Raw genomic sequence first — 26,944 nt, forward strand, 5'->3', positions numbered from 1 at the left:
GAGCGCGACCTGCTCGTGGAGCGCACGCAGTCCGGCCTCGCCCGCGCCCGGGCGGAGGGCAAGCGGATCGGGCGGCCCCCTTCGCTGAGCGCGCGGGCGCGCGCCGCCGTGCGCGAGGGGCTGGCGGCGGGCGAGGGCGTCGCCGCCCTGGCCCGCCGGCACGGCACCTCGCGGCAGACGGTCATGCGGATCAGGGACGCGGCGGGGGCCGAGGGGATGGGGACCGAGGAGACGGGTGCTGGCGCGGCAGCCGCGCGGCCGGCCCGGTCCCCGCGGGGGGACGGGGCAAGCGCGCCACGGGGCGGCGGCGCGACCGGGCGCCGCCGGGCGGCTCAGACGATCAGCCTCTCGTAGGCCGCGTGGATCTCCGGCAGCCGCCGGCCGAGGCGGGCGAACTCCACCACGAGGGGCAGCCCGGCCCCGCCCCGCCCCTTTCCGGGCACGTCGGCGCCGGCCCCGGCGTTCCAGACCGGCCGCATCACGTCGACCGACCGGACCAGCGCCGCGCCCACGGCGAGGCCCAGCGTCTCCCGCCCCAGAAGGACCAGCCGGTCGGCGATCGGCAGCCCGGCGGCGCGGCCGGGCAAGGGCGGCGGCCGGTCCTTGAAGCGCAGGATCGTCTCGCCGAGGGCCAGGCGGATCAGGATGTGGTGGTCCTCCGCCTCCGCGAAGGGGACGGGCCTGACGCGAAACCCGTGGGCGGGCGCGTGCTCCACCAGGCGGTGCGCGACGAGGGCGATCAGCGCCTCGCGCACCGGGACGGCGCTGACGCCGTGGCCGTCGGCGATCGGACCGATCCCGAGGTGCTGGCCCGGTCGAAGCTCCAGCCGGTGCATCGCCGCGCGCAGGCTGCGCTCGACGCGGCCCGCCAGCCCCCCCGGAAGCCGCGGCGCGGCGATGCCCGCCGGCGCCTCGGGGCGCGGCGCGCCGGGGACGGGCCGCCGGGGGACGCCCGCGGGATCGATGCGGATGCCGCCGCTCACGGCCTGAAACTCCTCACGACGGCGCCGTCCTCGATCTGGACGTCGCCCCCTTCGGAGGCGATGGCGCCGACGCGCGCGCCCGACGCGACGATGACGGAGGCGTTCTCCCCCACCACGAGGTCCAGCTCCGAATGGTCGCCCACGACCCGCAGCACCGTGCTGCCCTCCGGCTGCGCCTGCGCCCAGGCCTCGAAGGCGGGATAGGCGCTCGCCGCCGCGGCCTCGCCTTGCGGGGTTCCGATGTCGGGGCCGTCCCCCTGCTCCGCCGCGCCGGCCTCCGGCGCCTCGCCGCCCTGCCCTTCGGCCTCCGGCGCGTCCGCCTCGCCGCCCTCCTCGTCCGCCGCCCCCTCGGCGCCCTCGGCGCCGCCGAGCGTCCCGCCGATATCCTCCACGACGCCCTCGACGTCCGAGGCCGAAGGAAGGCCCAGCCCGCCGTTCCCGCCGCCTTCCGCGTCCTCCGGAGCGCCCTGCCCCGTCCCGCCCTGCCCCGTCTCGCCCTGCCCGTTCTCCTGCCCGTCCTCCGGCGATCCGCCGCCCGACCCCTCGGCGCCCCCGCCCAGATCCCCACCCAGACCCCCGCCAAGACCCTCGCTCACGGCGTCCGTCATCGCGCCGACGGCGGCGCCGGCGTCCTCGCTCGCCGATTCGGCGGCGCTGCCCAGCTCGGAGGCGAAGGGAACGGAAAGGCCCCCCTCCCCGTCCTCCCCGTCCTCCCCTTTCGCCTCGGCGGTCTCCTCCCGCTGCCCACCGGCGGACGCGGCCTGCGCGTTCCCGGACCCGTCAGGACCGGGGGCCGGGCCGGGGGCCGGGCCGCTGCCTCCAGCCCCGCCCGATCCGCTGCCTCCAACCCCGCCCGATCCGCTGCCGCCGCCCTCCTCTGCCGCATCCCCGGACCCGCCGCTCCGCGAGCCGCCGACCTCGATCGTCTCGAACCCGCGGAACTGCGAGGCGTCGAACGTCCCGCTCCCCGAGAGGACGAGGACGTCCTGCCCCTCGCCGCCCGCGGCGATCACCGGGCCCGGCACCTCGATGCGGGCGCGGGGGCCGAACTCCAGCCTGTCGGCCCCGGGGCCGAGGTCGATCGCCGGCGACGCGCTGCCCGCGATGAGGGCCCCGCCCACGAACACCTCGTCGTCGCCGCCGCCCAGCTCGATCGGCGGCTCGGACGACCCCGCGAGGAGGGTCCCGTCGATCCGGACGCTGTCCTGCGACGCGCCGGGCGACTTGATCCCCTGCGCCCCGACCGCGTTCACGCGCCCGCCCCGCTCGACGACGATCTCGGCCGTTGCGGCGTCCGCGTGGACGCGCACGGCCTGGCTCTCGGAGGAGGAGGTCTCGATCGTGCCGCGCGGCACGACCGTCAGCGTCGCGCCGTCCCCCAGCTCGACCGCCGCCGATTCCGACGAGCTGGCCCGCAGCTCGCCCGCCAGGCGCACCTCGCCCCCGGGCCCCGCGACCACGGCCCGCGAGGCGCTGGACGAGACCGCGATCGACGCGCCCCGCTCCACCTCGATCCGCGCGCCCCGCCCCGACGACGCCACCGCGTCCGAGCCGGAGGACTGCGCCGAGACCTCCGCCCCGGACCGCAGGATCACCGACCCATTGTCCCCGACGAGGCGGATCGCCGTCGCCTCCGAGGAGGAGGAGGCGACCCGCCCCCGCACCTCGACCGTCGCGTCCTCGCCTCGCGCGACGATGGGGTTCGAGCGTCCTGACGAGGTGGTGACGATGGCCCCCTCCCCCACCTCGACCCGCGCCCCGGCCCCCCGCAGCACGACCGCGTGCGACTCCGAGTTCTGGGTGGCGATCCGGCCGCCCTCGCCCAGCGTGACGCGAGAGCGCGCGCCGACGGACACCGCGTCCGACCGCCCGCCGCCCGTGGTGACGCGGCCCGTCACGTCGACCTCCGACTCCCGGCCCGCGCGGATCGCCACCGACGCCTCGCCCGCCGTCGAGACGACGCCCCCCACCGCGATCTCGGCCCGGTCGCGCACGTCGATCGCGGGGGCGCCGTCGCCGTTCGTCGTGACGGGGCGCTGCGACTGGGACGGCACGTCGACCATCGCCCGGTGGCGCAGCTGCACGCCCGGCCCCCCGGTGACCGAGATGCCGCCCGAGGGCGCCTCGATCCGCACGCGGACATGGTCGGCGTCCGGCCCTACGATCCCGTCGGGGTCCAGCGCCCCCGCGCAGGTCACGGTGTCGCCCGTCCCGGGCGAGCCTTCGTCGCACTGGGCGCGGACGGGCGCGGGGATCGCCACCGAGGCGGCGAGAAGGAGTGCGGCGGGCAGGGCGTCCTTGGTCGGCATCGACGGTCTCCTCAGGGTGCTCGGGGGTCCGGCGGCCATCGGCGGCCGGCGCCCCCGCAAGTGGGCCGGGCGGTCGCGGATCGAATTGCCGCCCTCGTTCCAAACGGCGTCCGCGCCCTGAATGGGAGGCGGGCCGGGCAGCCATTCAAGGGTAATTCGAAACGAATCTCCAGACGTCGGGGAATCGATCTGGGGACGGATTTGTGGGCGAATCGGCAGGATAGCCGGCCCCTCTTTCTCGACCTAATCCAAAACGGCGAGGGTATCGCCCATAACCTTTTGTTAACCCACTGACACGTAAAGGGTATGACGATCAGCCGCAGGCACAATCATGTGAACATGATGGGGATCGTTTCCATGTCGTCGGCCGCGCCGTCGAAACGGATATACGAATCGGATGGTGATATATCGTTCATATACGACCGATTCGGCTTGATCGGGATGGCGGGACCCTAGCTGCCGATTGGCGAAGCGCAACCGCTTTGCGACGGCATGAATAGGAACGACTCCATGATACCGATCGTCGCATCCCTCGCAGGGCTCGTGATCCTCGCCGTGGTGGCGGTGGACATCCTGACCACCGTGCTCGGCGCCAACGGCCGCTCCAGCATCTCGGGCCTCATCTACCGCGGCTGCTGGAACGTCCTGCGCACGCTCGCCCGCTTCCTGCCCTCGCCCTCGCGCCAGAGCTTCCTCTCCCTCGGGGCGCCCCTGATGATCACCGCGCTCATCATGCTGTGGATCACGGCGGTCCTCCTGGGGTTCGCGTTCCTCTTCGCCGGCGGCGTCGCGGGCGAGATCGACGGCGTCGTGACCGAGTCCCGGACCGACCTGCCGGGCGCGCTCCGGCTCAGCCTCGTGGCGTTGTCGACGATCGGCTTCGTCGAGATCGGGCCCTCCGACAGGGGCTACTCGGCCATGGTGGCGGTCGAGGCGCTGGCCGGCGGCTTCGTCCTGACCCTCGCGGCGAGCTACTTCATCGGCCTGCAGCAGCGGATCCTCGAGCGGCGGACCTTCGCGGTGCAGCTCTGGGCCCGCCGGAAGGAAGGCGCGCGGCCCGACCCCGACGCGGTCGAGGCCGCGCTCGCGGCGATGCTGGAGGGGGTGAAGACCTATCCGGTCGTCTACTACGTCCGCCCGCAGGAGTTCGAGGAAAGCCTGCCTTGGGTCCTGCGGCGCCTCGCCGGGGCGACCGCGCCCACCTCGACCGGCAGGCGCATGGCGCCCTCGCGCCGCCTCCTGCGCTCGCTCGCCGAGACGCTCGACGCCTTCCCCGACGGCCCCGGCGCGCGCCCCCCCGCCCCGCTGACCCCCGAGGCGCTGCAGGCCGTGCACGAGGGCCTGCACCCCGGCGGCGACCCCCTGGCCGAGCGGTTCCTCGAGGGCGACGACGGCCCCGAGAAGGACCTGCACGACCGCTACGTCGAATGGCTCGACCATGTCGGCTTCATCGAGGCCGTCTCCCGCCGCGTCGCCGCCGACCTCGGCTACGAGGACCGCTGGACGAACCGGGGCCGCCCCCACCTCCTGCCGATCAGCGACCCGCCGCGCCTCGGGCCGAAGGCGCTGGTCCTCGCCGGGGCGGACCGATGAGCGGGCGCCGCGCCGTCCGGCGCCTGCGCCTCGCCGCCGCGGACCTGCGCCGCGCGGTGTGGATCCTGCCGGCCCTCGCCATGCTGGGCGGCACCGTCACGGCGGCCGTCACGGCGGCCTCTGACATCGCGCCGCCGAAGAACCTGCCCGCCTCGATGGGCGGCCTCCTGACGACGAGCGGCCCGGCCGGCGCGCGCGACCTCGTGCAGACGGTGGCCTCGACCTCGCTGACGGTGGCGACCTTCGTCTTCTCCGTGACCATCGTCGCGCTGCAGGTCGCGGCCTCGCAGTACTCGCCCCGGGTGCCCCAGCAGGTCATCCGCGACCGCGGCACGCAGGTGGTGATGTCGCTCTTCATCTTCTCGTTCGTCTACAGCCTCGCCACGGTGCGGACGATCCGGGGCGACGAGGGGATCGTGCCGACGCTGTCGGTCTCGGTGGCGTTCCTCCTGGCGCTGATGACCGTGGGCGGCTTCGTCTACTTCATCAACCACATCGTGCAGGCGATGCGGGTCGAGCACATCCTGCGCACGCTCGAGCACACGACCCTCGGGGCCGTGCGCAGCTGCTTCCGCCGCCAGATCCCCGGCGATCCGGGCCCCTCGGCCGCGCCGCCGGGCGCGCGGACCGTCCCGGCCATGGGCGGCGGGGTGGTCGAGATGATCCACGAGCGCGAGCTCTTCGAGCTGGCCGCCGAGGAGGGCATCGGCATCGAGCTGCTGCCCATGATCGGCGAGCAGCTCGTCGCGGGCACGCCCGTCGCGCGGATCTGGGCCGTCCGCGCCGGGGGCGAGCCGGACGCCGCGCGCGTGGCGCGGGGGGTGATGGCCTCGCTCACGGTGGGGCCGGCGCGGCCGCTCACGCGCGATCCGACGTTCGGGCTGACGCAGATCGTCGACATCGCGCTGCGCGCCTCCTCGCCGGCGATCAACGACCCCACCACGACCCGCGGCGCCATCCGCTCGGCCGAGGTGGTCCTGTGCGAGCTGGCGCTCTGCACCCTGGGGCGGCGCACCATCCGCGACGAGAAGGGCCGCGCGCGCCTGATCGTGCCCGGCCCGGGCTTCGCGGACTATCTCGACCTCGTCGTCTCGCCGATCCGCCTCGCCGCCGCCGACGACCCGTCGGTCGTCCGCCGGCTGGTGCGGATGCTGTGGCAGCTCGGCTGGTCGGCGCAGGACCGCGAGGTGCTGCGCTGCGCCCGCGACCAGGCCGGCGAGCTGGCCGCCCACCTGCGCGAGGCGATGACCCTCGACCAGGACCGCCGCCGCGCCCTCGCCGAGATCACCGAGCTGCGCCGCCATCTCGACGAACGCGCCCGGACCCTCGGGGCCGAAGGGGCGGCGGCATGATCGGCCCGGCCCCCTCCGCGCCCGCGCCCGCCACGCCGGCGGGCCTTCTCGGGGCGTTCGGGATCAAGCTGATCCCGTGGCTCTTCGCGTCGATCGCCTTCGGCATCTGCATCTGGCTCGCGGCCTATTTCTACACCGAATGGCGCTGGTACGAGGAGCTGGGCTACCTCGTGACCTACCGGCGCATCCTCCTGACGAAGGCGATCCTCTTCGTCGCGACCTTCGTCGTCGTCTTCGTCTTCCTCGCCGCGAACGTGATCCTCGTGATCAAGCTCTCGCCGATCCACGCCGGCTTCCGCCACTCCAGCTTCTGGGCCGAAGGGGTCCGCCGGCTGATCGAGAACATCGTCGTCCGGCTGATCGTGCTGCTCGCCTTCATCGCGGGCCTCCTGGCCGGGATCATCGCGATCGACCGCTGGGACGCGGCGATCCTGTGGTACGTGCGCGAGGACTGGGGCCGGACCGACCCCTATTTCGACATCGACCTCGGCTACTTCATGTTCGAGCTGCCGCTGCAGCTCTTCGTGCACCGGCTGCTGACGGTGGTGGCGCTCGTCACGCTGGTGGCGACGGGCCTCGTGGCCTTCGTGTTCGGCGGGCTCGTGCCGGTGCCGCCCGGCCTCGTGGCGGGGTTCTTCGTCAGGCTGCACCTGACCGTGCTGATCCTGATGTGCCTCCTCCTCGTCTACTGGGGCGTCACGCTCGAGCACCGGCTCCTCTCCTTCTCCGAGTTCGGCGCCGTCACCGGCCTCGGCTACACGGACGCCGAAGCCAGCCTCGTCGCCTACAACATCACCCGCTGGACCGCCCTCGCGGCGGCCGCGCTGCTGGCGCTCGCGCTCTGGTGGCCGGTCTTCGCGGTCCTCCTCGCGGTGCTGGTCCTCGTGGCGCTCGCCGCGCTGCTGGCGGTGCGGATCTACCCGCTGCTCTTCCAGCTCCTGCTCGTCGACCCGCAGGAGATGCAGCGCGAGATGCCCTATCTCGAGGATCACATCGCCTTCACGCGCTACGGCTACGACCTCGAAGGGGTCGAGCGGCACTTCCTGACGGGCGAGCCCGCGCTGCCCGCCGACGCGCGCGAGACGCTCGCCCAGCTCCGCCTCTGGGATCCCGCGACCCTGCGGGTCGTCTTCAACGAGCTGCAGGCCCTGCGCAGCTACTACGACATCGGCGACGTGGACGCCGACCGCTACGTCGTGGACGGCCGGACGCAGGCCCTGATGGTCGCCCCGCGCGAGGTCGACCTCGGCGGCGTGACCGAGCGCTGGCAGGCGCGGCGGATGGTCTACACCCACGGCACGGGCCTCGTGGGCGCCCATCCCAACGATCCCGACCTGCCGCGCCTCCTGATGGGCGACCTGCCCGCCGCGGGGATCGAGGCCGCCCGGCGGGCCGACGGGCGCCTCTACTTCTCCGAGAGGACGACGGGATACGTCCTCGCGCGGACCCGCACGGAGGAGCTGACCGGCCCGGCCGACATCGGCTCCTACGCCGTCACGCTCTACGACGGCGAGGGCGGCATCCCCATCGGCCCCTGGTGGGAGGCGCGCGCCGAGACCGGCCCCGAGGACGACGCCCGCGACTACGAGGAGGGGGACGGCCCGGGCTTCCAGCCGCGCCTCGACCGCCTCGCGCTGGCGATCCGCTTCCTCGACCTGCGCCTCGTGCTCAGCGACCTCGTGCTGCGGGACACCCGCTTCCTGATGCACCGCGAGGTGCGCGAGAGGGCCGGCCGCGCGACGCCCTTCCTGCAAATCGGCGACGACGCCTACCCTGCGATCGTGGACGGGCGCGTCGTCTGGATCGCGGACGTCTACGTCACCTCCGACATGATGCCCTACTCGCGCCGCATCGACCCGGTCAGCTACGACTTCCTGACCGCGCCGCGGGCCCGGGCCAGCCTGATCCCGGGCGTGTTCCCCGACGCCGGGCGGCCCCTACGCGGTCCGGTCAACTTCGTCCGGGCCAGCCTGAAGGTGGCGGTCGACGCGGTGGACGGCACCGTCACCTATTACGAGGTCGGGAAGGGCGATCCGCTGACGGAGGCGTGGAAGCGCGCCTTCCCGGAGGTGATCCGCCCCTTCTCCGAGGCGCCCGCCCCCCTCGCCGCGCATTTCCGCTACCCCGAGGACCTCTTCGCGATGCAGACGATGGTCTGGCGCCGCTACCACGTCGAGGAGCCCGAGACCTTCTACACCGACGAGTCCGTCTGGCGCGTGCCGCCCGACGACGCCTTCATCGCCCGCCGCAACGAGCGCGCGACCCCGCTCGAGCCCGAGCGCCACCCCGACCTGCGGCCCGTCTGGCTGCTCACGCGGTTCCCCGCAGGCGCGGAAGGGGGCGAGTTCGGGATCGTCCACGCCTTCACCCCGCGCGAGCGCAACGTGATGACCGGCTACCTCGTGGGCGGCAGCGACGGCGACCGCTACGGCACCCTGACCGCCTACCAGTTCCCGGCGACGCGCACGGTGCTCGGCCCCTCTCAGGCGCAGGCCCGGATGGCGCAGGACCCGCGCGTGTCGGCCTGGACGACGCTGCGGATGCAGTCGGGCTCGCGCGTGTCGCGGGGCGACATCCTGATGGTGCCCGCGGGGGACGGGATCGCCTGGGTCCAGCCGCTCTTCGTGCAGTCCGACGAGTCGGAGGCGCCGAACCTGCTGCTCGACCCGCTCTCGGGGATCCCCGAGCTGAAGAAGGTCGTGCTGCTGATCGGCGACCGGGTGCTGATGCGCGACACGCTCGACGCGGCGCTCGCCGCCGCGCTGGACGAGGAAACCGACGGAGGAACCGATCCATGACAACCATTCTCGTCGTCCTGCTGCTCTTCTTCCTGATGGCCGCGCTCGTGACCGGGCTGCTGCGCCGCTGGGACCGCCGCGAGGGCTACGACCAGGAGGACAAGCCGTTCCACGCGACGCCCCGCGCCCTCGCCGAGCAGGGCCTCCTCTTCGAGGAGAGGTTCCGCCGCGGCCAGGGCCAGTCGGTCTTCGCCGTCACCCCCGCCGGCGAGGCCGAGCTGCGGTCCTGGCTGCGCAACCCCTCGAACGACCCGGGCCTGCTCGAAGGGCTCTTCGGCCAGATCGGCGTGCCCGAGGACCGCGTGGTCGTCGCCCGCCGCCGCATCGACGTCCACGCCGAGCGCCTCGCCGAGTACGAGCGCGTGGTCGAGCTTCTCGGCGACCATCCCGAATGGCGCTACGCCCTCGAGGCCGCGCGCATGGGGGTCCGGTTCGAGCGGCACTGCCTGGCGTTCTGGCAGGACGCGGCCAAGGCCGTGCTGCCGCCCCCCGCCCTCGCCCCCGAACCCCCCCTGACCTTCAAAGGAGCCGCCGAATGATCGCCATCGCCTTTCTCGTCGCCTTCCTCCTCTTCGTGCTCGCGATCCTCGTCTTCGCGATCCGCCGCGCCGACGGCGAGCGCCACGACGAGCGCAGGCAGGATCCGTTCTACGCCGAGCAGGCGCGCCTCGCCTCCGCCGGCCTGATACAGTCGCGCGAGGACCGGCGCGGCCGGCAGTCCAAGCGCGTCTTCCTCGTGACGCCCTCCGGCGAGGCGGCGCTGCGCGCCCGGATGGCCGCGCGCAAGGGGCATTCGGACCTTCTGGGGACGTCCTTCGCGGGCGTCGTCGCCCCGGCCGACATCGTCACCCGCGCGCGCGAGCTGCGCGAGTTCCACCGCGCCCGCGCCGCCCGCTTCCAGGCCCTGCGCGCCCTGGTCGAGCCGCAGCAGGCCGAGTTCCCCGAGGCCGTCGAGGCGGCCGAGCTGGGCCAGCGCTTCGAGGCGTCCTGCGCCGCCTTCTGGGAACGGCAGGCCGGCCCGCGCGCGGAGTGACGGCGCCCCCCCGCGGCCCCGCCGCGACGGGCGAGAACCGGGCGGGGGCGTCCCGCATCCGCGGCACGGCCGGCGCGCCGGCCGCCGATCCCGGATAAGGGCCTGATGTCGCGGGATAAGCCACTCCTCGGGCACGGCATGCCGCGCGCGGGCGACGGCCCCGCCGCGGGCCTTACCGACGGCCCGGAGGGGATGGGACGCGGTGGACCGGCGGGCCGGGTGGCGCGGCGCCGGAACGCAGGTCGTCCGGCCCAGCTCAAGGAAGCTGGGAGGGGCCATGTCGGGCCCGATTGCCCATGGGCAATCGGCGGGGCCGGTCACAGCGGGTTGGCCTCGGCGTACTTGCGGAGGAAGGCGAGGAAGGCGCGGTCGGGGTCCTTCGGGGCCTCGCGCCCCTTGGCCCAGGCCCGCCATTCGGCCTCGACGAAATAGACGTCGTAGCCCGGGTGGCGCAGGCGCGCGGTCTCGTAGGTCTCCGTGCGGAGCGCCTCGCCCACCCGGTCGAGCCAGGCGGGCCGGGGCCGCCCCCCCTGCCCCGCCGCCGGCGGGACCGGATCGGCGGCGCGCGCGGCCTCGCGCTCCTCGCGCCCGCCGCGGGCGACGGACCGCTCGCGCGCGGCGGCGTCGCCCCCCTGCCCGTCCTTGCGCCACCAGCGCAGCTCGACATGGGTGACGCGGCGGCCGGTCTTCGCCGGCACGATCTCGACCATGTAGTCCGAGAGCGCGTTGACCTCCGCCACCGCCGGCGTGATCGCCCTGAGGTTCAGGTTCGACCAGGTGGTCAGCTTGCCCTTCGGCACCCCGAGCACGCCCCTGATCTGGTCGAGCGAGAACCTCTCCGACGACTTCCACCGCAGGTTCCCCCGCTTCTGCACCATCTCGTAGAGCGTCAGGGCGTATTTCGAGGACAGCGCGAACATCACCTCGCGCTGAAGACGGGCGAAGACGGTGGAATGGCCGATGATGCGCCGCAGCCTGGCGGGGATCTCGTACTCCAGCAGGCCGTCGCGGCGCAGCGTCTCGAGGTTGCCGCCCAGAAGCTGCACCCGCTCGACCGCGGGCTCGCCGTCCACCTCGGTCTGCACCTTCACGATGGCGGTCATCAGGCGCTCGACGCTCTCGCCGACGCGGTCGTTGCTGTTGTGGCTGCCGCGAAGGTCGGCCTTGGCGATGACGTGGGTCACGGGCTTGTCGATCGCGTCCCACGCCGCCTCGAGCAGCTGGTTGTAGATGCGCCGGTCCGCCAGGGTCAGCGGCGTGACCTCGACGAGGTCGACCAGCTCGCCGGGCTTCACGAGGCTGCGGGCGTTGGGACGGGCCTCGACGGTGCGAAGGCGGACGGTGCGGGCCATCGTTCCCTTTCACGGCTGCGCTTACATCCGTAAGCCACGGGGCGTAGCATATCACGCGCGCCCCAGGATGCAGCCCACCCGATAAGTAATCGTAAACGCACCGTGCGCCGCGCGGCGCGATTCGCAACGCCTTGCCATGCTGGCCCTATCGCGCAGGGCGATTCGCACCGTGCGGGGGCACCCGATCCGTAAGCTTTCGGCAGCCTCCCCGATCGGTAAGCCCAGCGGTCCCGATCCGTAAGCGCCGCCCTCCCCGTTCGTAAGCGCCCCCATCCCCGTCCGTAAGCGCGAAGGGCGCCATGGCCATGCCCCGTTGGCCGCGCGGCCGAAGAACCTTCGAATCCCCGAATCCAGAACGAAAGGGGTTCGATCTGGGATTCGGTGGATCGAAGGGGCGCCCAGGGCCGCTCGCACGCTTTCCGGCGGCGGCGGCGCGTGGTCCGGCGGAGGATCGCGCCCTTCGGTGCGGTAAATCGGCCACCTTCGACGCACTATCGCTTTTCCACGCCCCCGGCGGCGAAAACCGCACTTGCGGCGGCGGCCGCGCGGGGGTGAGTCTGGCGCCATGGATGCCCGCACCCCCCTTCCCCCCATGACGCAGGAGGATCTCGACCGCCTCGCCGGCCGGGCCGGCCGCGTGATCGAGGCCCTGCGCTCGCGCGTGTACGCCCCCGACGCCGAGAAGCGGCTCGAGCTGCGGTTCAACGTGAAGTCCGCCGCCGAGATGGTCGGCCGCACGGAGAAGGCGATCCGCGACGCCGAAGGGGACGGCCGCCTTCCCGCGCCCGAGGTGAACCCCGGCACGGGGCGGCGCCTGGGCTATTCCCTGGCCGAGGTGAACGCGATGCGCGACGTCTTCGGCACCCGTCCCTGGCGGGCCGAGGGCGACCCCCCGGCGGTGATCGCGGTCCAGAACTTCAAGGGCGGGGTCGGCAAGTCGACCCTGGTCACGCATCTTTCGCAGTTCCTGGCGCTGAAGGGCTACCGGGTCTGCGTGATCGACTGCGACAGCCAGGCCAGCACCACCAGCATCTTCGGCCTGAACCCCGACGTGGACGTCGACGAGGAGGAGGACACGCTCTACCCGTTCTTCCGCCATGGCGGGCCGACCACGCTGCACTACGCGCTCAGGGCGACCTACTGGCCGGGGCTGGCGCTGATCCCCGCGAACCTCGGCCTCTACGACGCCGAGTACGAGTTCGCCGCCCGCATGGCCCGCGACCAGTCCTTCGTCCTCGACCGGCTGCGCCGCGGGATCGAGACGATCCAGGACGGGTTCGACGTGGTCCTCCTCGACCCGCCGCCGGCGCTGGGGATGATCTCGCTCAGCGTGCTGCGGGCGGCCTCGGCGCTGCTGATCCCGGCGCCGCCCAACACGGTCGACTTCGGCTCGACCGCGCATTTCCTGAAGATGCTCTCCTCGACCCTCGAGGAGCTGGGCCGCATGGGGGGGGCGCGGGACTACGACTTCGTGAAGATCATCGCGACGAAGGTGAACGACCAGAAATCGGCCCATGTCGCGATCCGGCGGATGATGGACCAGGTCTTCCCCGAGGACATGATGGCCTCCGTGCTGAAGGACAGCGCCGAGATCGACAACGCCACGGCCGCGCTGAAGACCGTCTACGAGATCGCCGGGCCCGCCACCCGGACCGAGACGCACCGCCGGTGCCGGGCCTATCTCGACGCCGTCGGGCGCGAGACCGAGCTGCTGGTCCGCAAGACCTGGCCCAGCCACCGCGCCGCCTTGGAGAGGGAGGGGCTTCTATGAGCCGCCATTCGGACGTCTACGGCAACCTCGACATCGGCGAGGAGGCCGGGAAGGGCAGGGGGGGCGCGCGCTTCCTCAAGCGGGCCAACGCGCTGGACGCGCGGGTGTCGGGCACGCTGGAGGAGAAGACGCTGCACTGGGTGGACCCCGCGCTCTGCCGCATGTGGGAGGGGCACAACCGCGAGTACGACCTGCTGACGGAGGCCCGCTGCCGCGACCTGATCGACGGCATCCGCGCCCAGGGTCGGCAGGAGTTCCCCGCCATCGTGCGCGCCACGGGCGAGGAGGGCGCGCCCTACGAGGTGATCTGCGGCGCCCGGCGGCACTTCGCCGTCTCGTGGCTCAGGGCGAACGGCTACGCGCAGTTCAAGTACCTCGTGGAGGTGCGCGACCTCTCCGACGAGGAGGCGTTCCGCCTCGCCGACATCGAGAACCGCGATCGCGAGGACATCTCCGACTTCGAGCGGGCGCGGGACTACGCCAAGGCGGTCAAGCTCTACTACGGGGGCGAGCAGAAGCGCATGGCCGAGCGGCTGGAGGTCTCGCCCGCCTGGCTGTCGCGCTACCTGCAGCTGGCCAAGCTGCCGCGCGCCGTCGTCGAGGCCTATGCCGACCTGACCCACCTGAAGGAGCGACACGCCCGCGCGCTGGCCCCCCTGCTGAAGGCCGACCCCGCCCGGCAGGCCGTCCTCGACGAGGCCGAGGGGCTGCGCGCGGTGCAGGCCATGCGGCGCGAGGACGGCAAGCCCCTGCTCGACGGCGCCGCGGTCCTCCTGCGGTTGCAGAAGGCGGGCAAGGGCGGCGGGGCGCCCGCGGCGGGGCAGGGCGGCACGGTCTACGCGCCCGGCGGCGGGCAGGGGGTGACGGTCTTCCGCAAGCGCGACAGGACGGTGATCGAGCTGCCCAAGGACGCCACCGGCGAGGAGGCGCAGCGCTGGATCGAGGGGTTCCTCGCGGCCGAGTACGACTGAGTTGCCCATGGGCAATCGCGGGCCCGGCGAAGAGGCGGCGCCGGCCGTTTGACCCCTCCGGGGCCCTCTCGTAGGTCTTCGCGGGCGCGGGCTTGCCGGGGGCGGGGCGATGAGACGGGTTCGGACGATGGAGGAGTTCGCCTCCGCCAGCGGCATCTCGCGGCCCACGGTGTCGAAGTACTTCCAGGATCCGGGCAGCGTCCGCGAATCGACCCGCGCGCGCATCGAGGCGGCGCTCGAGCGGCTGGAGTACCGGCCCAACGTCTATGCGATGAACCAGAACCGGCGGCTGACGCGCAACATCGGCGTGGTGGTGCCCCTCTTGTCGGACCCGTTCTTCGGCGAGCTGGCCCGCATCCTCGAGCGGCTCTGCATCGAGGCGGGGTTCCGGCCGATCCTGCTCAGCTCGGACGGGGACGGCGCGCGCGAGGGCGAGAATCTCGACACGCTCCTGTCGCTGAAGCCCGCGGGCGCCCTGATGGCGCCGCTCGGGCGGGCATCGGACCGCGACGCGGTCGCGGGGTTCGCCGCGGAGGTGCCGACCGTCCTGGTGGACAACAACCTCGAGGGCATCGGCGCCGAGTTCGTCGGCCTCGACGTCGGGCGGGCCGTGGGCACTATCGTAGACTACCTCTGCCGCAGCGGCCCGCCGCCCTGCCTCTTCGAGATGGCCGATCCGCCCAACCCCAACGCGCGGCGGCGGCGGGCGGCCTATGCCGCGGCGATGGGGCGGCTCGGGCACGAGCCGATGGTGGTCTCCGTTCCCGGGGAAGGGTGGGAGTTCGAGGAGATCGGCCTGCGTGGGGGGTTGGCGATGCTGGAGGGCGGGGGGGCGCCGTCCGGCACGGTGCTGTGCTCCAACGACCGCCTGGCGATCGGCCTTCTGGCGGCGGCCTTCCGGCAGGGGGTGCGGGTCGGGATCGGGAAGGGCTGCGCCATGCGGGTCGCGGGGATCGACGACCACCCCTTCGCCCGCTTCACCTGCCCTTCGCTGACCACGGTCGCCCAGGACTACGAGCGCATGGCCGGGCGCGCGGTCGCCACGCTCCTCTCGGTGATGGAGGGCGGCGGCTCCGGGCCGGCCGGCGAGCGGCGCGAGGTGATCTTCGACGGCCGGCTGGTGATGCGCTCCTCGGCCTAGAAACTTTGCCCGTGTAAAGAACATAGTTGACGTCCGGCATCACGACGTCCCATGCTTCCCGAAAAGTCATCAGGGAGGACGAGATGCATAGGAAACACGCGTTCGGCGCCGCCGCGACCCTCGCCGCGGGCCTGTCGGGGCCCGCCTTCGCCCAGGACGGCGCCGCCACGATCACCGTCGCCACGGTGAACAACGGCGACATGGTCCGCATGCAGGGCTACACCGACCGCTTCACCGAGGAGACCGGCATCGACGTCGAATGGGTGACGCTGGAGGAGAACGTCCTGCGCCAGCGCGTGACCACGGACATAACCACCGGCGGCGGCCAGTTCGACGTCATGACCATCGGTATGTACGAGGCGCCGATCTGGGGGGCGCAGGGGCGGCTCGTGCCGCTGGACGACCTCTCGGAGGAGTACGACGTCGACGACATCCTCCAGCCGATGCGCGCGGGGCTGTCGGCGGACGGCACGCTCTACGCTGCGCCGTTCTACGGCGAGTCCTCGATGATCATGTACCGCACGGACCTCTTCGACGAGGCCGGCATAGAGATGCCGGAGGAGCCCAGCTGGGAGTTCGTCGCCGACGCGGCGCGCCGGCTGACCGACCGCGGGGCCGAGGTCAACGGCATCTGCCTTCGCGGCAAGGCCGGCTGGGGCGAGAACATGGCCCTGCTGACGACCATCGCCAACTCGTTCGGGGCCCGTTGGGTGGACGAGGAGTGGAACAGCCAGGCCGGCAGCCCCGAATGGCTGGAGGCGGCGACCTTCTACAACGACCTCCTGGCCGATGCCGGCCCTCCGGGCGCGGCCGGCAACGGCTTCAACGAGAACCTCGCCCTCTTCCAGCAGGGTCGCTGCGCGATGTGGATCGACGCCACGGTCGCCGCCTCCTTCGTGACCGACCCCGAGAGCAGCGAGGTCGCCGACTCGGTCGGCTTCGCGCTGGCCCCGGACGCGGGCAACGGCATCCGGGCGAACTGGCTCTGGGCGTGGGCGCTGGCGATCCCGGCAGGAACGGACGCCGAGGACGCGGCCAAACGCTTCGTCGAATGGGCGACGTCCCGCGACTACATCGAGATGGTCGCCGAGGCCGAGGGCTGGGCCAACGTGCCGCCGGGGGCGCGCGCCTCGCTCTACGAGACGCCCGAGTACCGGCAGATCCCCTTCGCGGAGATGACCCTCCGCTCGATCGAGGCGGCCGACCCGGACAGCCCGACCGTGGACCCCGTGCCCTACACGGGCGTGCAGTTCATGGCGATCCCCGAATGGCAGGGCATCGGCACCAGCGCGGGGCAGGAGTTCGCCGCGATGCTCGCCGGGCAGCAGACCCCCGAGGAGGCGCTCGCGAAGGTGGACGCCATGCTCGACGAGGAGATGGAGGCCGCGGGCTACCGCTGAGCCATGCCGACGGCGGGGCCCCCGCGCGGGGCCCCGCCGGACCCAGACCCGTCCCGGCGGAGCCCCCCATGGCGACAAAAGCCTCCCGCACCGCAGCGCGCCTGATGATGGCCCCGGCCGTCACGCTCCTGCTCGGCTGGATGCTCGTGCCACTTGTGATGACGCTCTACTTCTCGTTCGCGGACTACCGGCCGCTGCGGAACGTGTTCGAGCCCTGGGCGGGCTTCGGGAACTACGAGCGGTTCGTCACCTCCTCGGCGTTCTGGCCGTCGGTGTGGACGACGCTGGTCCTCGTCGGCGCGGTGCTGGCGATCACCGTGGTCCTCGGCATCCTCCTCGCGATGCTCCTCGACCAGCCGATCTGGGGGCGGGGGGCGGTCCGCATCCTCGTCATATCGCCCTTCTTCGTGATGCCCACGGTCTCGGCGCTGGTGTGGAAGAACATGATGCTGGACCCGGTGAACGGGGTCTTCTCCCACGTCGCGCGCCTCCTCGGGGCGCAGCCTTACGACTTCCTGACGCAGGCGCCGTTGCCGTCGATCGTCCTGATCGTGTCCTGGCAGTGGCTGCCCTTCGCGACGCTGATCCTCTTGACGGCGGTGCAGTCGCTCGATCGCGAGCAGCTGGAGGCGGCCGAGATGGACGGCGCGCCCCCGCTGGCGCGGTTCCGCTACCTCGTTCTGCCGCACCTCGCCCGGGCGATCACCATCGTGATCCTGATCCAGACGATCTTCCTTCTGTCGATCTTCGCGGAGATCTTCGTGACCACGGGGGGCTCCTTCGGGACGCGCACGCTGACCTACCTCGTCTTCCAGCGGGTGCTGGAGGCGCAGAACGTCGGCCTGGGTTCGGCGGGGGGGATTCTCGCGGTCCTGCTGGCCAACGTCGTCGCGATCTTCCTGATGCGGATTGTCGGCCGGAACCTGGACGCCTGAGATGGCCCGCGCCGCCTCCCCCGCCCGCCGCGCCGCGTTCACGGCACTGGCCTGGACGCTCGCCCTGCTGATCTTCTTCCCGATCGCCTGGACGATCCTGACCTCGTTCAAGACCGAGCGGGACGCCATCGCCAACCCGCCCGTCCTCGTCCCCCTGGTCGGCGGCGCGGACGGGCGCCCCCCGATCCTGGCCGGCGAGGCGGACGATCCGGCCGAGGACGCCACGGGCGGGCCGGAGGCGGGGGCCCGGAGCCCCGGCGGCCCCTTCTTCCGGGCGACGCTGGAGAACTACCGCGTGGTGCAGGAGCGGTCGGACTACATGCGGTTCCTCTGGAACAGCGTGGTCATCGCGGGCGGCTCGACGCTTTTGGGCATCCTCGTGGCCGTGCCGGCGGCCTGGTCCATGGCCTTCGTGCCGTCACGGCGCACGAAGGACGTCCTTCTCTGGATGCTGTCGACGAAGATGCTGCCGGCCGTCGGGGTGCTCTACCCGATCTACCTGATCGCGACCTTCCGGCTCCCCCTGGGCGGCGGGACCTTCCAGCTGATCGACACCAAGCCGTTCCTCGTGGTGATCCTGATGCTGATCAACCTGCCGATCATCGTCTGGATGCTCTACACCTACTTCCGCGAGATCCCCGGCGAGATCCTGGAGGCCGCGCGCATGGACGGCGCCTCGCTGCGGGCCGAGATCGTCCATGTCCTGACGCCGATGGCGGTGCCGGGGATCGCGTCCACGGTGTTGCTGAGCTTCATCCTCGCCTGGAACGAGGCGTTCTGGACGCTGAACCTGACAGCGGTGGACGCGGCGCCGCTGACCGCCTTCATCGCCAGCTACTCCAGCCCGGAGGGGCTATTCTTCGCCAAGCTCTCCGCGGCGTCCACCATGGCGATCGCGCCGATCCTGGTCCTGGGCTGGTTCGCCCAGAAGCAGCTCGTGCGCGGCCTCACGTTCGGAGCGGTCAAGTAATGGGCAGGATAGAGCTGAAGGGCGTGCGCAAGGCGTTCGGCGAGGTCGAGGTGATCCCGCCCCTCGACCTCGCGATCGAGGACGGCGAGTTCTGCGTCTTCGTCGGCCCCTCGGGCTGCGGCAAGTCGACCCTGCTGCGGCTGATCGCGGGGCTGGAGGACACCTCGGGCGGGCATATCGAGATCGACGGGCTGGACATGACCGACACGCCCCCCGCGAGGCGGGGCCTCGCCATGGTGTTCCAGTCCTACGCCCTCTACCCGCACATGTCGGTCAGGAAGAACATCGCCTTCCCGATGAAGATGGCCGGCGTGGACGCGGCCGAGCAGGCCCGGCGGATCGAGGCGGCGGCGAGGGCGCTGAACCTCTCGGACTACCTGGACCGCCGGCCCGGGCAGCTCTCCGGCGGGCAGCGCCAGCGGGTGGCCATCGGGCGGGCCATCGTGCGCGAGCCGTCCGCCTTCCTCTTCGACGAGCCGCTGTCGAACCTCGACGCCGCGCTGCGCGTCGGCATGCGGATGGAGATCGGCGAGCTGCACGAGCAGCTCTCGACCACCATGATCTACGTCACCCACGACCAGGTCGAGGCGATGACCATGGCCGACAGGATCGTCGTCCTGCGCGCCGGCAGGATCGAGCAGGTGGGCACCCCACTCGACCTCTACCGGAGCCCGCGGAACCTCTTCGTCGCGGGGTTCATCGGCAGCCCCCGGATGAACTTCGTCGAGGGCGAGGAGGCCGGGCGGCACGGCGCGCACACGATCGGCATCCGGCCCGAGCACGTCCGCGTGGGCGAGGGGCCCTGGCGGGGCACGGTCGGGGTCTCCGAGCATTTGGGGTCGGACACCTTCCTCCACGTCCATGGCACCGGCCTGGCCGAGACGATCACCGTGCGCGCGGGCGGCGAGGTGCCCCTGCGCGGCGGCGATCCGGTGTCGCTGGCGCCCGAGGAGGGCAAGCTGCACCGCTTCGGCCCGGACGGGCTGCGGCTTTGAGGTTGGAGGGCAGGACGGCGCTGATCACCGGCGCCGCGCGCGGCATCGGCCTGGCCTTTGCGCGCGCCTACGCCGCCGAGGGCGCGCGGGTGGTGCTGGGCGACGTCGCGGACGCCTCCCCCGCGGCGGAAGGCATCCCGGGCGCGCGGGCGGTCCGCCTCGACGTGACGGACCCCCGCAGCATCGAGGCCGCCGTTCCCCGCGAAATCGACATCCTCGTGAACGGCGCCGCCGTGTTCACCGCCGACCCCGTCGTGGACGTCGCGCGAGCGGACCACGACCGGGCCTTCGCGGTGAACGTGGCCGGGACGCTCTTCACCATGCAGGCGGCGGCGCGGGCGATGATCGCGCGGGGGCAGGGGGGCAAGATCATCAACATGGCCTCGCAGGCGGGGCGGCGGGGCGAGGCCCTGGTCGCGGTCTACTGCGCGACGAAGGCGGCCGTCATCTCGCTGACGCAGTCGGCGGGGCTGGACCTGATCCGCCACGGGATCAACGTGAACGCCATCGCGCCCGGTGTGGTGGAGGGCGAGCACTGGGACGGCGTGGACGCCGAGTTCGCCCGCCTGGAGGGCCTGGAGCCCGGCGAGAAGAAGCGGCGGGTCGCCGCGGCGGTGCCGGCGGGCCGCATGGGTCGGCCCGAGGACCTGACGGGCATGGCCGTGTTCCTGGCCTCTCCGGAGGCCGACTACGTCGTCGCGCAGTGCTACAACGTGGACGGCGGCCAATGGATGAGCTGAGCCCGGTCCCCCTGTCGGACCGCGATCTCGACCGGTTGCCGACCGGCGTCCTGCGCCCGCGCTACGACCGCGCGACCCTCGCGCCTGGCATCGTCCACATCGGCACGGGCAACTTCCACCGCGCGCATCAGGGCTGGTACCTCCACCGCCTGATGCAGGAGGGCATGGCGCGGGACTGGGCAGTCCTCGGCGCCGGCGTGCGCACCGCCGACGCTCTGATGCGCCGCCGCCTGCTGGCGCAGGACGGGCTGACGACGCTGATCCAGCTCGACCCCGAGTACCGCGCCGTCGAGGTGACGGGCGCGATGGCGGGCTTCGTGCCCGTGGAGGAGGGGCACGGGCCGCTGATCGCCGCGATGGCCGATCCGCGCATCCGCATCGTGTCGCTCACGGTGACGGAAGGGGGCTACTTCCGCACCGGGGCGGGCGCGCTCGACGAAGGCGACGCCGACCTCGCCCATGACGCGGGGGGCGCCGGGGCGCCGCGCACCGCCTTCGGAGCGATGGTTGCGGCCCTCGCCGCGCGGCGGGCGGCCGGGCACCGCCCCTTCACCGGCCTCTCCTGCGACAACCTGCAGGGGAACGGAGAGGCGCTGCGCGCGGTCGTGCTGCGCTTGGCGGCGGCGCGGGACCCCACGCTCGCGCGATGGATCGAGGCCGAGGGCGCGTTCCCGAACGCGATGGTCGACTGCATCGTCCCCGCCACCGGCGAGGCCGAGCGCGGCATGGCCCGCGCCCTGGGAATCGCGGACGCCGTCCCCGTCACCCACGAGCCGTTCCGCCAATGGGTGATCGAGGACCGCTTCGCGGACGGGCGCCCCCCGCTGGAGGAGGTGGGAGTCACCTTCGTGGAGAGCGTCCACGACCACGAGGCGATGAAGCTGCGCCTCCTGAACGCGGGGCATCAGCTCCTCGCCAACGCGGGCGAGCTGCTGGGCCATGCCACCATCGCGGACTGCATGGCGGACGCGGACCTCGCCGGCTTCCTGCGCCACGTCCTCGCAGGTGAGGCCGCGCCCCATGTCGCCCCGGTCCCGGACCGGACCCCCGCGGCCTATGTCGACCTCGTCGCCCGCCGCTTCGCCAACCCGATGATCCGCGACACGGTCCGGCGCGTCGCCTTCGACGGCACCGCGCGCCATGCGACCTTCGTGCTGCCCACGGTGCGCGACGCACTGGCCGCGGGCGCGCCCCTGGACGGGCTCGCGCTGGCCGAGGCCCTCTGGGCGCGGATGTGCGAGGGCGAGCGCGAGGACGGAACCGCGATCGAGCCGAACGACCCGCGATGGCAGGCGCGCCGGGCCGCCGCGCGCGCCGCGCGCGCCGATCCGGCGGCCTGGCTGCGGCAGAGGGAGGTCTATGGCGACCTCCTCCGTGCGGAGCGCTTCGCCTCGCGCTTCGCCGCCTGGCACCGCGCGATATGCGGGCGCGGCGTCCGCGCGGCCCTGCGCGCCTGCATCGGAGGCCCCGGGGGGGCCGGGGGGGCCACCGGGATCGCCGGGGGCCCCTGAAGCGGCCGAGGGGCCGTGCCCGCCTGCCGCGGGAAGGCGCGCGATCCGCCTTCCCTCGCCGGCCGGCGCGTCGGCGCGAGAGGCGGCGGCGCGCGGGCGGCCCCCGCGATTCGGGCTTGACGGGGCGGGCGTCCTTCCGCCAGCTAGCCGCGCTACGGTTCCGGCCCCGGCCGGTGAAAAGGGAACGCGGTGGGGCCTTCGGGCCGAGGCCGCGGCTGCCCCCGCAACTGTGAGCGGCGAGCGATGCCGACCCCAGCCACTGCCGCGTCCCGCGGCGGGAAGGCCCGGCAGAGCCCCGACCCGCGAGCCAGGAGACCTGCCGCAGCGATCACCCTGACCCGTCGCGGGGCGCGGCGCGGGCTACGGATCCTTCCGTTCGAGGTGTGCGAGCCGTGCGCGCGGGGCCAGCCCCCCGCGTCGCATACCCGTCTTCCGAGCCGCCGGCCGATGGCCGGGGAAGGACCGACCGTGACCAGACCGACCCTCCGGGGCGCCGCGCCCCTTCTGATCCTCCTGGCGGCGCCCGCCGCCGCGCAGCAGGAACCCTTCGACCTCGGGGAGCTCGTCCTCTCCGCCACCGCCCTTCCCGAGGCTGAGGGGCGCCTCGGCACCACCGTGGACGTGCTGACCGAGGAGGCGCTGGAACGGGCGCCCCTCTCCCTCGCCGACGCGCTGACCGCGCTGCCGGGCGTCTCGGCCAGCCGGAACGGGGGCCTGGGCGCCAGCACGACGCTGCGGATCCGCGGCCTCGGCCCCAGCTATGTCGGGGTGCGGATCGACGGGATCGACGTGACCGACCCCTCCGCGACGCAGACGGGCTTCGACTTCGGGGGGCTGACCGCCGCCGGGATCGGCCGGGTCGAAGTGATCCGCGGCACCCAGTCCGCCCTCTACGGGTCGGAGGCCGTCGCGGGGGTGGTCGACATCACCACGGATGTCGGGACGGGCCCCGGCTACTCGGCCGGGACGCGGGTCGAGGCCGGCAGCTTCGGCACCCGTTCGGCGGCCGTCGGCATGGCCTACGGGACGGACCGGGGGCGCCTGGCCTTCAACCTCTCGCGCGTCGAGACGGACGGGTTCTCCGCCCGGTCCTTCAACGACGAGGCGGACGGGTTCGAGCAGACCTTCCTCACCTTCTCGGGCCGGGGGGAGGTCGCGGAAGGGCTGGTGGTGGGCGTCTCGGCCCTCCTGCGGGACGCGACGGTCGAGATCGACCGGGCCGCGCCCAGCCAGTTCGATCCCCTCGGGGACGCCGGCGGGGTCAACGACACGCGCCAACGGGGCCTTCGGGCCTTCGCCGAGCTGCAGGCGTTCGGGATCGACCACGCCTTCGCCGTCTCGCGCTTCGACAGCGACAGGCGCGACCCGGGGGGGTTCGCCACCCGGTTCGAGGGGGACCGGACGCGCTACGAGTATCTCGGCACCTACGCCTTCGACGCGGCCACCTTCCTGTCCGTCGGCCTCGACCGCACGGAGGAGGGGTTCGACACGGACGCGGCCACCGGCGCGACGGCGACGAGCTCGGCCCTGGCCGAGCTGCGCTTCCGTCCCGCCCCGACGCTCGATGCCTCGCTGACGGTCCGCTACGACGATCCCGAGGACTTCGGCGGCGCGGTGTCGGGACGCGCCGCCCTCGCCTGGCAGGCGGGGCCGGATGCCACGGTCCGCGCCGTCCTGGGCACGGGCTTCCGCGCCCCTTCGCTCTTCGAGCGGTTCAGCGCGTTCGGCGACCCGGACCTCGGGGTCGAGGACGCCCGCTCCCTCGAGCTGGGGGTCGAGCGGCGCTTCGCGCGGGGCGCGATCGAGGCGACGGCCTTCCGCACGCGGATCGAGGACCTGATCGGCTTCGACGGCGCCGCGACCTCCTGCGGCAGCGGGTTCGGCTGCTACGTGCAGACGGAAGGCACGACCGAGACCCGGGGCGTCGAGGTCGCGGGCCGCTACGAGCTGGGCCGCGCGACCCTCTTCGGCGCCTATACCTACACGGACGCCGAGACGGAGGGCGAGCGCCTCGCCCTCGTGCCGCGCCACGACCTGCTGCTCGGGGTCGAGGGCGACCTGACCGGCCGCCTCGCCGGCACGCTCGACCTTCGGCACGTCGCGGACGTCGAGCCGTCCGCGTTCGCGCCGGAGGGCAACCTCGTCGGGGACCACACGGTGGTCGGCGCCGGCCTGTCCTACGGCTTCGCGGCCGGGACGGAGGCCTATCTCAGGATCGAGAACCTCCTCGACGAGCAGTACGAGACGGCGGGCGGCTTCAACACCTCGGACAGGGCACTTTATGTCGGCCTTCGCAGCGCCTTCTAGGATCGGCGCGCTCCTCGCCCTGCTGGCGCTGCCGGCATGGGGCGAGGGGGCGCCGCGCCGGGTGGTGTCGATGAACGCCTGCACCGACCAGCTCGCCATGCTGGTGGCGGGCGAGGACCAGCTGATCTCGGTCTCGCACCTCGCGGCGGACCCGCGCGTCTCGGCCATGGCGGGCGAGGCCCGCCACCTCGCGCTGAACCACGGCCGGGCGGAGGAGATCTTCCTCATGGACCCGGACCTCGTCCTCGCGGGATCCTTCTCGGGGCGGGCGGCGGCCGACATGCTGGCGGGGCTGGGCATCCCGGTCGAGACCTTCGAGCCGGCCACCGACCTCGGCGACGTCGCGGCGGGCCTGCGCCGCGTCGGCGCCCTCCTGGGGCGCGAGGAACGGGCCGAGGCCCTCGCCGCCGGGTTCGAGGCGCGCCTCGAGGCCCTGCGCGACGAGACGGGCCGCCGCCCGCGCGCCGCGCTCTACTACGCCAACGGCTACACGCTGGGGGACCGGACCCTCGCGGGGCAGATCCTCCTCGCGGCGGGCTTTCGCAACGTCGCGGCGGAGGCCGGCTTCCCCGCGGGGGGGGTGATGCCGCTGGAGGTGCTGGTGATGGCCGCGCCGGAGGTCGTCGTCACGGGCCAGCGCTATCCCGGCGCCTCCCGCTCGGAGGAGATCCTGGACCATCCGGCGGTGCGTGCCCTTCGGGAAGGCCGGCGGGGGGGGATCGCCGACCAGGACTGGGTCTGCGGCACCCCCTTCGTCCTGCGCGCGATCGAGGATCTGGCCCGGACGCGCCGGGGCGGGGGGCCCTAGGCGGGGGGAACTGCGGGGGCGTCCGGCGGCGGGCCGGACGCGGCCTTCAGCACCCCCTCCTCCTGGGCGGGGGTCATGCCGCAGGAGAGGGGAACGTCGCGCCGCGCCCGGTCCCAGGCGACGAGCGGCCCGAGCGTCTCGGCGAGCGGGCGGATGGCCAGCCCGGCGGCGCGCGCCCGGCCGGCGTCGACCTCGAGGAAGTGGCGGAAGGCGGGCAGGTCAGGCGCCATCAGCGGCACGTCGGTCCAGGGCTCGGCCCCGGCCGCCGCGAAGGCCGCCGGCGGGCACCACCGGATCCGGGCCGCCGATCCGGTGGCGGCCTGGATCGCGCGCAGCAGGTCGCGCATCGGCAGGGGCCGTCCGGTGACGTTCCACGCGCCGCCGAGGCCTCCTTCGGCAGAGCGCACGGCGAAGTCCGCGGCGTCGCGCACGTCGAGCACCTGGACCGGCCGGTCGGGCGGCGCGGGGGCGGGCAGGGCGCGCGCCGCGCCGCGCCCCGCCTCGTCGAGGCGGCGGACCCACCATGTCAGGCGGTCGGTGTAGTCCCCCGCCCCCACGATCAGGCCGATCCGCAGCGCGGTCGCCCGCGCCCCTAGGCGCCCCCCGGCGATCCGCTCGCAGGCGCGCTTGAGGGGGCCGTAGGACGGCCCGTAGGCCGCGGCCGAGGCCCGCTCGCCCACCGGCACCGCGGCCGCGCGCGCGAGGTCGCCGGGCCCCGCGCCGGGCGCTTCCTGCGCCTCGGTCAGCCCCGGCGCGTCGTAGCGCCCGTAGACCGACAGCGAGGAGGCGAGGACGTAGCGCCCGAGCCGGCCGCCGAGCGCGTCGAGCAGCGCCTCGACATCGCCCGGGGCGTAGGCGCAGGTGTCGAAGGCCCAGTCGAAACGGCGCCCTTCGAGCGCGCGAAGGTCGCCGTGCCGGTCCGCGCGGATGCTCTCGATCCCGCCGGGCAGGGCACGCGCCGTGCTTCCGCGCGACAGCACCGCCACCTCGTGGCCCCGCGCGGCGAGCGCCTCCGCGATCGCGCCGCCCAGAAAGCCCGTCCCGCCGATCACGAGGCTTTTCATCGCCCTTCCCCCCTCTCTCGCCGCCGGGGGGATGCTAGGGCCCCCCGCGCCGGAGGGACAGGGCGTCCCGGCGGTGCGGGGCGGGATGGGCGTTGACGGGCGGGGCGGGCGCTATCATATCGATAGCGGCAATCGCGGGGAAAGGGCCGCGCCATGGGTCAGCTCATCGTCCGCAACCTCGACGAGTGGGTCGTCGCCGCGCTGAAGGCGCAGGCGAAGGCCAACGGCCGCAGCGCCGAGGCCGAGCATCGGCGCATCCTGGAGGAGGCCGTCGCCGGGACGCGGCGCGGGGCCGAGCTGGCGCGCTGGAAGGCCCTGGCCGGCGACGTCCGCCGCCGCAGCCGCCCCGCTGCCGGGGAGGGCGGCGACGCCATCTCGATCGTGCGCGGGATGCGCGACGGCCGGCCTTGACCCCGGCCCGAGTCCCGGCTTCGTCCCCGGCTTCGTCCCCGGCTTCGTCCCCGGGCCTCCTCGTCGTCGACACGTCGGTCGCGCTGAAATGGTTCCTGGAGGAGGAGGGCACGGAGGCCGCCCTGCGCTGCCTCGACGCGCCCCTGGCCGCCCCCGCGCTGATGGCGGTCGAGATGGCGAACGCCCTCTGGGCCGCGACGCGGCGGGGCCGGCTGGACGCGTCCGACGCCGAAGGGATCGTGGCGGGATTTGGCGCGGGGCCGGTCCGGCTCCACCCCGAGGACGACGCGCTGCGCGCGGACGCCCTGGGGCTCGCGCTGCGGATGGGCCATCCGGTCTACGACTGCCTCTACCTCGCGCTCGCGCGGCGCCTCGGCGCGTGCGTGGTCACCGCCGACGCGCGCCTGGCGCGGGCGGCCGACGCGGTGGCGGACATGGCCGGGCTGGTGCGGACGCTCTAGCCGGGCGGCGGGGCGGCATGCGGCGGCGCCCCGGAGAGG

At 73.6% G+C, this 26,944-nt stretch carries 21 protein-coding genes, 3 pseudogenes and 1 riboswitch; of the genes and pseudogenes, 20 read left to right on the forward strand and 4 right to left on the reverse strand.

All coding sequences use genetic code 11. From position 1 onward, the window contains the following. Positions 1-354 (forward strand): annotated as a pseudogene (locus tag BCF33_RS14120) (hypothetical protein); the annotation flags it as partial. Here BCF33_RS14120 and BCF33_RS13270 read toward each other — a convergent pair. Together BCF33_RS13270 and BCF33_RS13275 are read right to left on the reverse strand one after the other, a co-directional pair. Continuing rightward, on the reverse strand, positions 333-983 hold the full coding sequence (locus BCF33_RS13270; RefSeq protein WP_106161698.1) for a GntR family transcriptional regulator: 651 nt from the start codon (positions 981-983) through the stop codon (positions 333-335). The pseudogene BCF33_RS14120 and the gene BCF33_RS13270 overlap by 22 nt on opposite strands. After that, the gene (locus BCF33_RS13275) at positions 980-3,292 is read right to left on the reverse strand and encodes a hypothetical protein (RefSeq protein ID WP_106161700.1); all 2,313 of its coding nucleotides are present in this window, start codon (positions 3,290-3,292) and stop codon (positions 980-982) included. Before BCF33_RS13275 ends, BCF33_RS13270 begins: the two co-directional genes overlap by 4 nt. A gap of 510 nt (positions 3,293-3,802) precedes the next feature. On the opposite strand from BCF33_RS13275, the gene BCF33_RS14125 reads away from it, so the two are divergent. The 5 genes from BCF33_RS14125 to BCF33_RS13295 are packed head-to-tail and all read left to right on the forward strand — an operon-like array spanning position 3,803 to position 10,068. Further along, positions 3,803-4,885, forward strand: coding sequence for a hypothetical protein (locus tag BCF33_RS14125; protein WP_158259429.1), 1,083 nt, complete (start codon positions 3,803-3,805; stop codon positions 4,883-4,885). Then, the gene (locus BCF33_RS13280) at positions 4,882-6,237 is read left to right on the forward strand and encodes a DUF2254 domain-containing protein (RefSeq protein ID WP_158259430.1); all 1,356 of its coding nucleotides are present in this window, start codon (positions 4,882-4,884) and stop codon (positions 6,235-6,237) included. Before BCF33_RS14125 ends, BCF33_RS13280 begins: the two co-directional genes overlap by 4 nt. After that, positions 6,234-9,035, forward strand: a complete 2,802-nt coding sequence (locus BCF33_RS13285) for a UPF0182 family protein (RefSeq protein ID WP_106161704.1) — start codon at positions 6,234-6,236, stop codon at positions 9,033-9,035. Before BCF33_RS13280 ends, BCF33_RS13285 begins: the two co-directional genes overlap by 4 nt. After that, positions 9,032-9,574, forward strand: a complete 543-nt coding sequence (locus BCF33_RS13290; RefSeq protein ID WP_106161706.1) for a hypothetical protein — start codon at positions 9,032-9,034, stop codon at positions 9,572-9,574. The genes BCF33_RS13285 and BCF33_RS13290 overlap by 4 nt, the downstream gene beginning before the upstream one ends. Further along, the gene (locus tag BCF33_RS13295) at positions 9,571-10,068 is read left to right on the forward strand and encodes a hypothetical protein (RefSeq protein ID WP_106161708.1); all 498 of its coding nucleotides are present in this window, start codon (positions 9,571-9,573) and stop codon (positions 10,066-10,068) included. Before BCF33_RS13290 ends, BCF33_RS13295 begins: the two co-directional genes overlap by 4 nt. A 317-nt stretch (positions 10,069-10,385) precedes the next feature. Here the strand turns inward: BCF33_RS13295 and BCF33_RS13300 are convergent, their stop codons facing one another. After that, positions 10,386-11,420, reverse strand: coding sequence for a replication initiation protein (locus BCF33_RS13300; protein WP_106161710.1), 1,035 nt, complete (start codon positions 11,418-11,420; stop codon positions 10,386-10,388). Between the two features lie 565 nt (positions 11,421-11,985). On the opposite strand from BCF33_RS13300, the gene BCF33_RS13305 reads away from it, so the two are divergent. From BCF33_RS13305 to BCF33_RS13360, 12 genes and pseudogenes are all read left to right on the forward strand, one after another. Next, the gene (locus BCF33_RS13305; RefSeq protein WP_106161712.1) at positions 11,986-13,191 is read left to right on the forward strand and encodes an AAA family ATPase; all 1,206 of its coding nucleotides are present in this window, start codon (positions 11,986-11,988) and stop codon (positions 13,189-13,191) included. Then, the gene (locus BCF33_RS13310; protein ID WP_106161714.1) at positions 13,188-14,162 is read left to right on the forward strand and encodes a ParB/RepB/Spo0J family partition protein; all 975 of its coding nucleotides are present in this window, start codon (positions 13,188-13,190) and stop codon (positions 14,160-14,162) included. Before BCF33_RS13305 ends, BCF33_RS13310 begins: the two co-directional genes overlap by 4 nt. A gap of 109 nt (positions 14,163-14,271) precedes the next feature. Continuing rightward, the gene (locus BCF33_RS13315) at positions 14,272-15,303 is read left to right on the forward strand and encodes a LacI family DNA-binding transcriptional regulator (RefSeq protein ID WP_106161716.1); all 1,032 of its coding nucleotides are present in this window, start codon (positions 14,272-14,274) and stop codon (positions 15,301-15,303) included. An 83-nt stretch (positions 15,304-15,386) separates the two neighbouring features. Beyond that, complete coding sequence (locus BCF33_RS13320; protein WP_106161718.1) at positions 15,387-16,703, forward strand: ABC transporter substrate-binding protein; 1,317 nt, start codon at positions 15,387-15,389, stop codon at positions 16,701-16,703. A gap of 68 nt (positions 16,704-16,771) precedes the next feature. Further along, the gene (locus BCF33_RS13325; RefSeq protein ID WP_106161720.1) at positions 16,772-17,638 is read left to right on the forward strand and encodes a carbohydrate ABC transporter permease; all 867 of its coding nucleotides are present in this window, start codon (positions 16,772-16,774) and stop codon (positions 17,636-17,638) included. Between the two features lies 1 nt (position 17,639). Next, positions 17,640-17,789 (forward strand): annotated as a pseudogene (locus tag BCF33_RS14515) (carbohydrate ABC transporter permease); the annotation flags it as partial. A gap of 114 nt (positions 17,790-17,903) precedes the next feature. Then, positions 17,904-18,608 (forward strand): annotated as a pseudogene (locus BCF33_RS13330) (carbohydrate ABC transporter permease); the annotation flags it as partial. Beyond that, on the forward strand, positions 18,608-19,603 hold the full coding sequence (locus BCF33_RS13335; protein ID WP_106161722.1) for an ABC transporter ATP-binding protein: 996 nt from the start codon (positions 18,608-18,610) through the stop codon (positions 19,601-19,603). The pseudogene BCF33_RS13330 and the gene BCF33_RS13335, both read left to right, overlap by 1 nt. After that, positions 19,600-20,343 carry an L-iditol 2-dehydrogenase gene (locus tag BCF33_RS13340; protein ID WP_106161724.1) on the forward strand — a complete coding sequence of 248 codons (744 nt, stop codon included), beginning with the start codon at positions 19,600-19,602 and terminating at the stop codon, positions 20,341-20,343. The genes BCF33_RS13335 and BCF33_RS13340 overlap by 4 nt, the downstream gene beginning before the upstream one ends. After that, the gene (locus BCF33_RS13345; protein ID WP_106161726.1) at positions 20,331-21,854 is read left to right on the forward strand and encodes a mannitol dehydrogenase family protein; all 1,524 of its coding nucleotides are present in this window, start codon (positions 20,331-20,333) and stop codon (positions 21,852-21,854) included. Before BCF33_RS13340 ends, BCF33_RS13345 begins: the two co-directional genes overlap by 13 nt. A 138-nt stretch (positions 21,855-21,992) precedes the next feature. Then, a riboswitch (cobalamin riboswitch) is annotated at positions 21,993-22,192 on the forward strand. 130 nt (positions 22,193-22,322) lie between these two features. Continuing rightward, positions 22,323-24,161 (forward strand): TonB-dependent receptor plug domain-containing protein, encoded by a 1,839-nt coding sequence (locus BCF33_RS13355; RefSeq protein WP_158259431.1) that lies wholly within the window; start codon positions 22,323-22,325, stop codon positions 24,159-24,161. Further along, positions 24,136-24,969: an ABC transporter substrate-binding protein gene (locus BCF33_RS13360; protein WP_106161728.1), complete on the forward strand. Its 834-nt coding sequence runs from the start codon at positions 24,136-24,138 to the stop codon at positions 24,967-24,969. Before BCF33_RS13355 ends, BCF33_RS13360 begins: the two co-directional genes overlap by 26 nt. Here the strand turns inward: BCF33_RS13360 and BCF33_RS13365 are convergent. After that, positions 24,966-26,033 carry an NAD-dependent epimerase/dehydratase family protein gene (locus tag BCF33_RS13365; protein ID WP_106161730.1) on the reverse strand — a complete coding sequence of 356 codons (1,068 nt, stop codon included), beginning with the start codon at positions 26,031-26,033 and terminating at the stop codon, positions 24,966-24,968. The genes BCF33_RS13360 and BCF33_RS13365 overlap by 4 nt on opposite strands. 153 nt (positions 26,034-26,186) lie before the next feature. On the opposite strand from BCF33_RS13365, the gene BCF33_RS14130 reads away from it, so the two are divergent. Both BCF33_RS14130 and BCF33_RS13370 read left to right on the forward strand, forming a co-directional pair. Further along, on the forward strand, positions 26,187-26,444 hold the full coding sequence (locus BCF33_RS14130; protein ID WP_158259432.1) for a FitA-like ribbon-helix-helix domain-containing protein: 258 nt from the start codon (positions 26,187-26,189) through the stop codon (positions 26,442-26,444). Then, positions 26,441-26,905, forward strand: coding sequence for a type II toxin-antitoxin system VapC family toxin (locus tag BCF33_RS13370; protein WP_158259433.1), 465 nt, complete (start codon positions 26,441-26,443; stop codon positions 26,903-26,905). The genes BCF33_RS14130 and BCF33_RS13370 overlap by 4 nt, the downstream gene beginning before the upstream one ends. Positions 26,906-26,944: the final 39 nt, after the last annotated feature.

Source organism: Hasllibacter halocynthiae (assembly GCF_003003095.1).
GTDB classification, from domain to species: Bacteria; Pseudomonadota; Alphaproteobacteria; order Rhodobacterales; family Rhodobacteraceae; genus Hasllibacter; species Hasllibacter halocynthiae.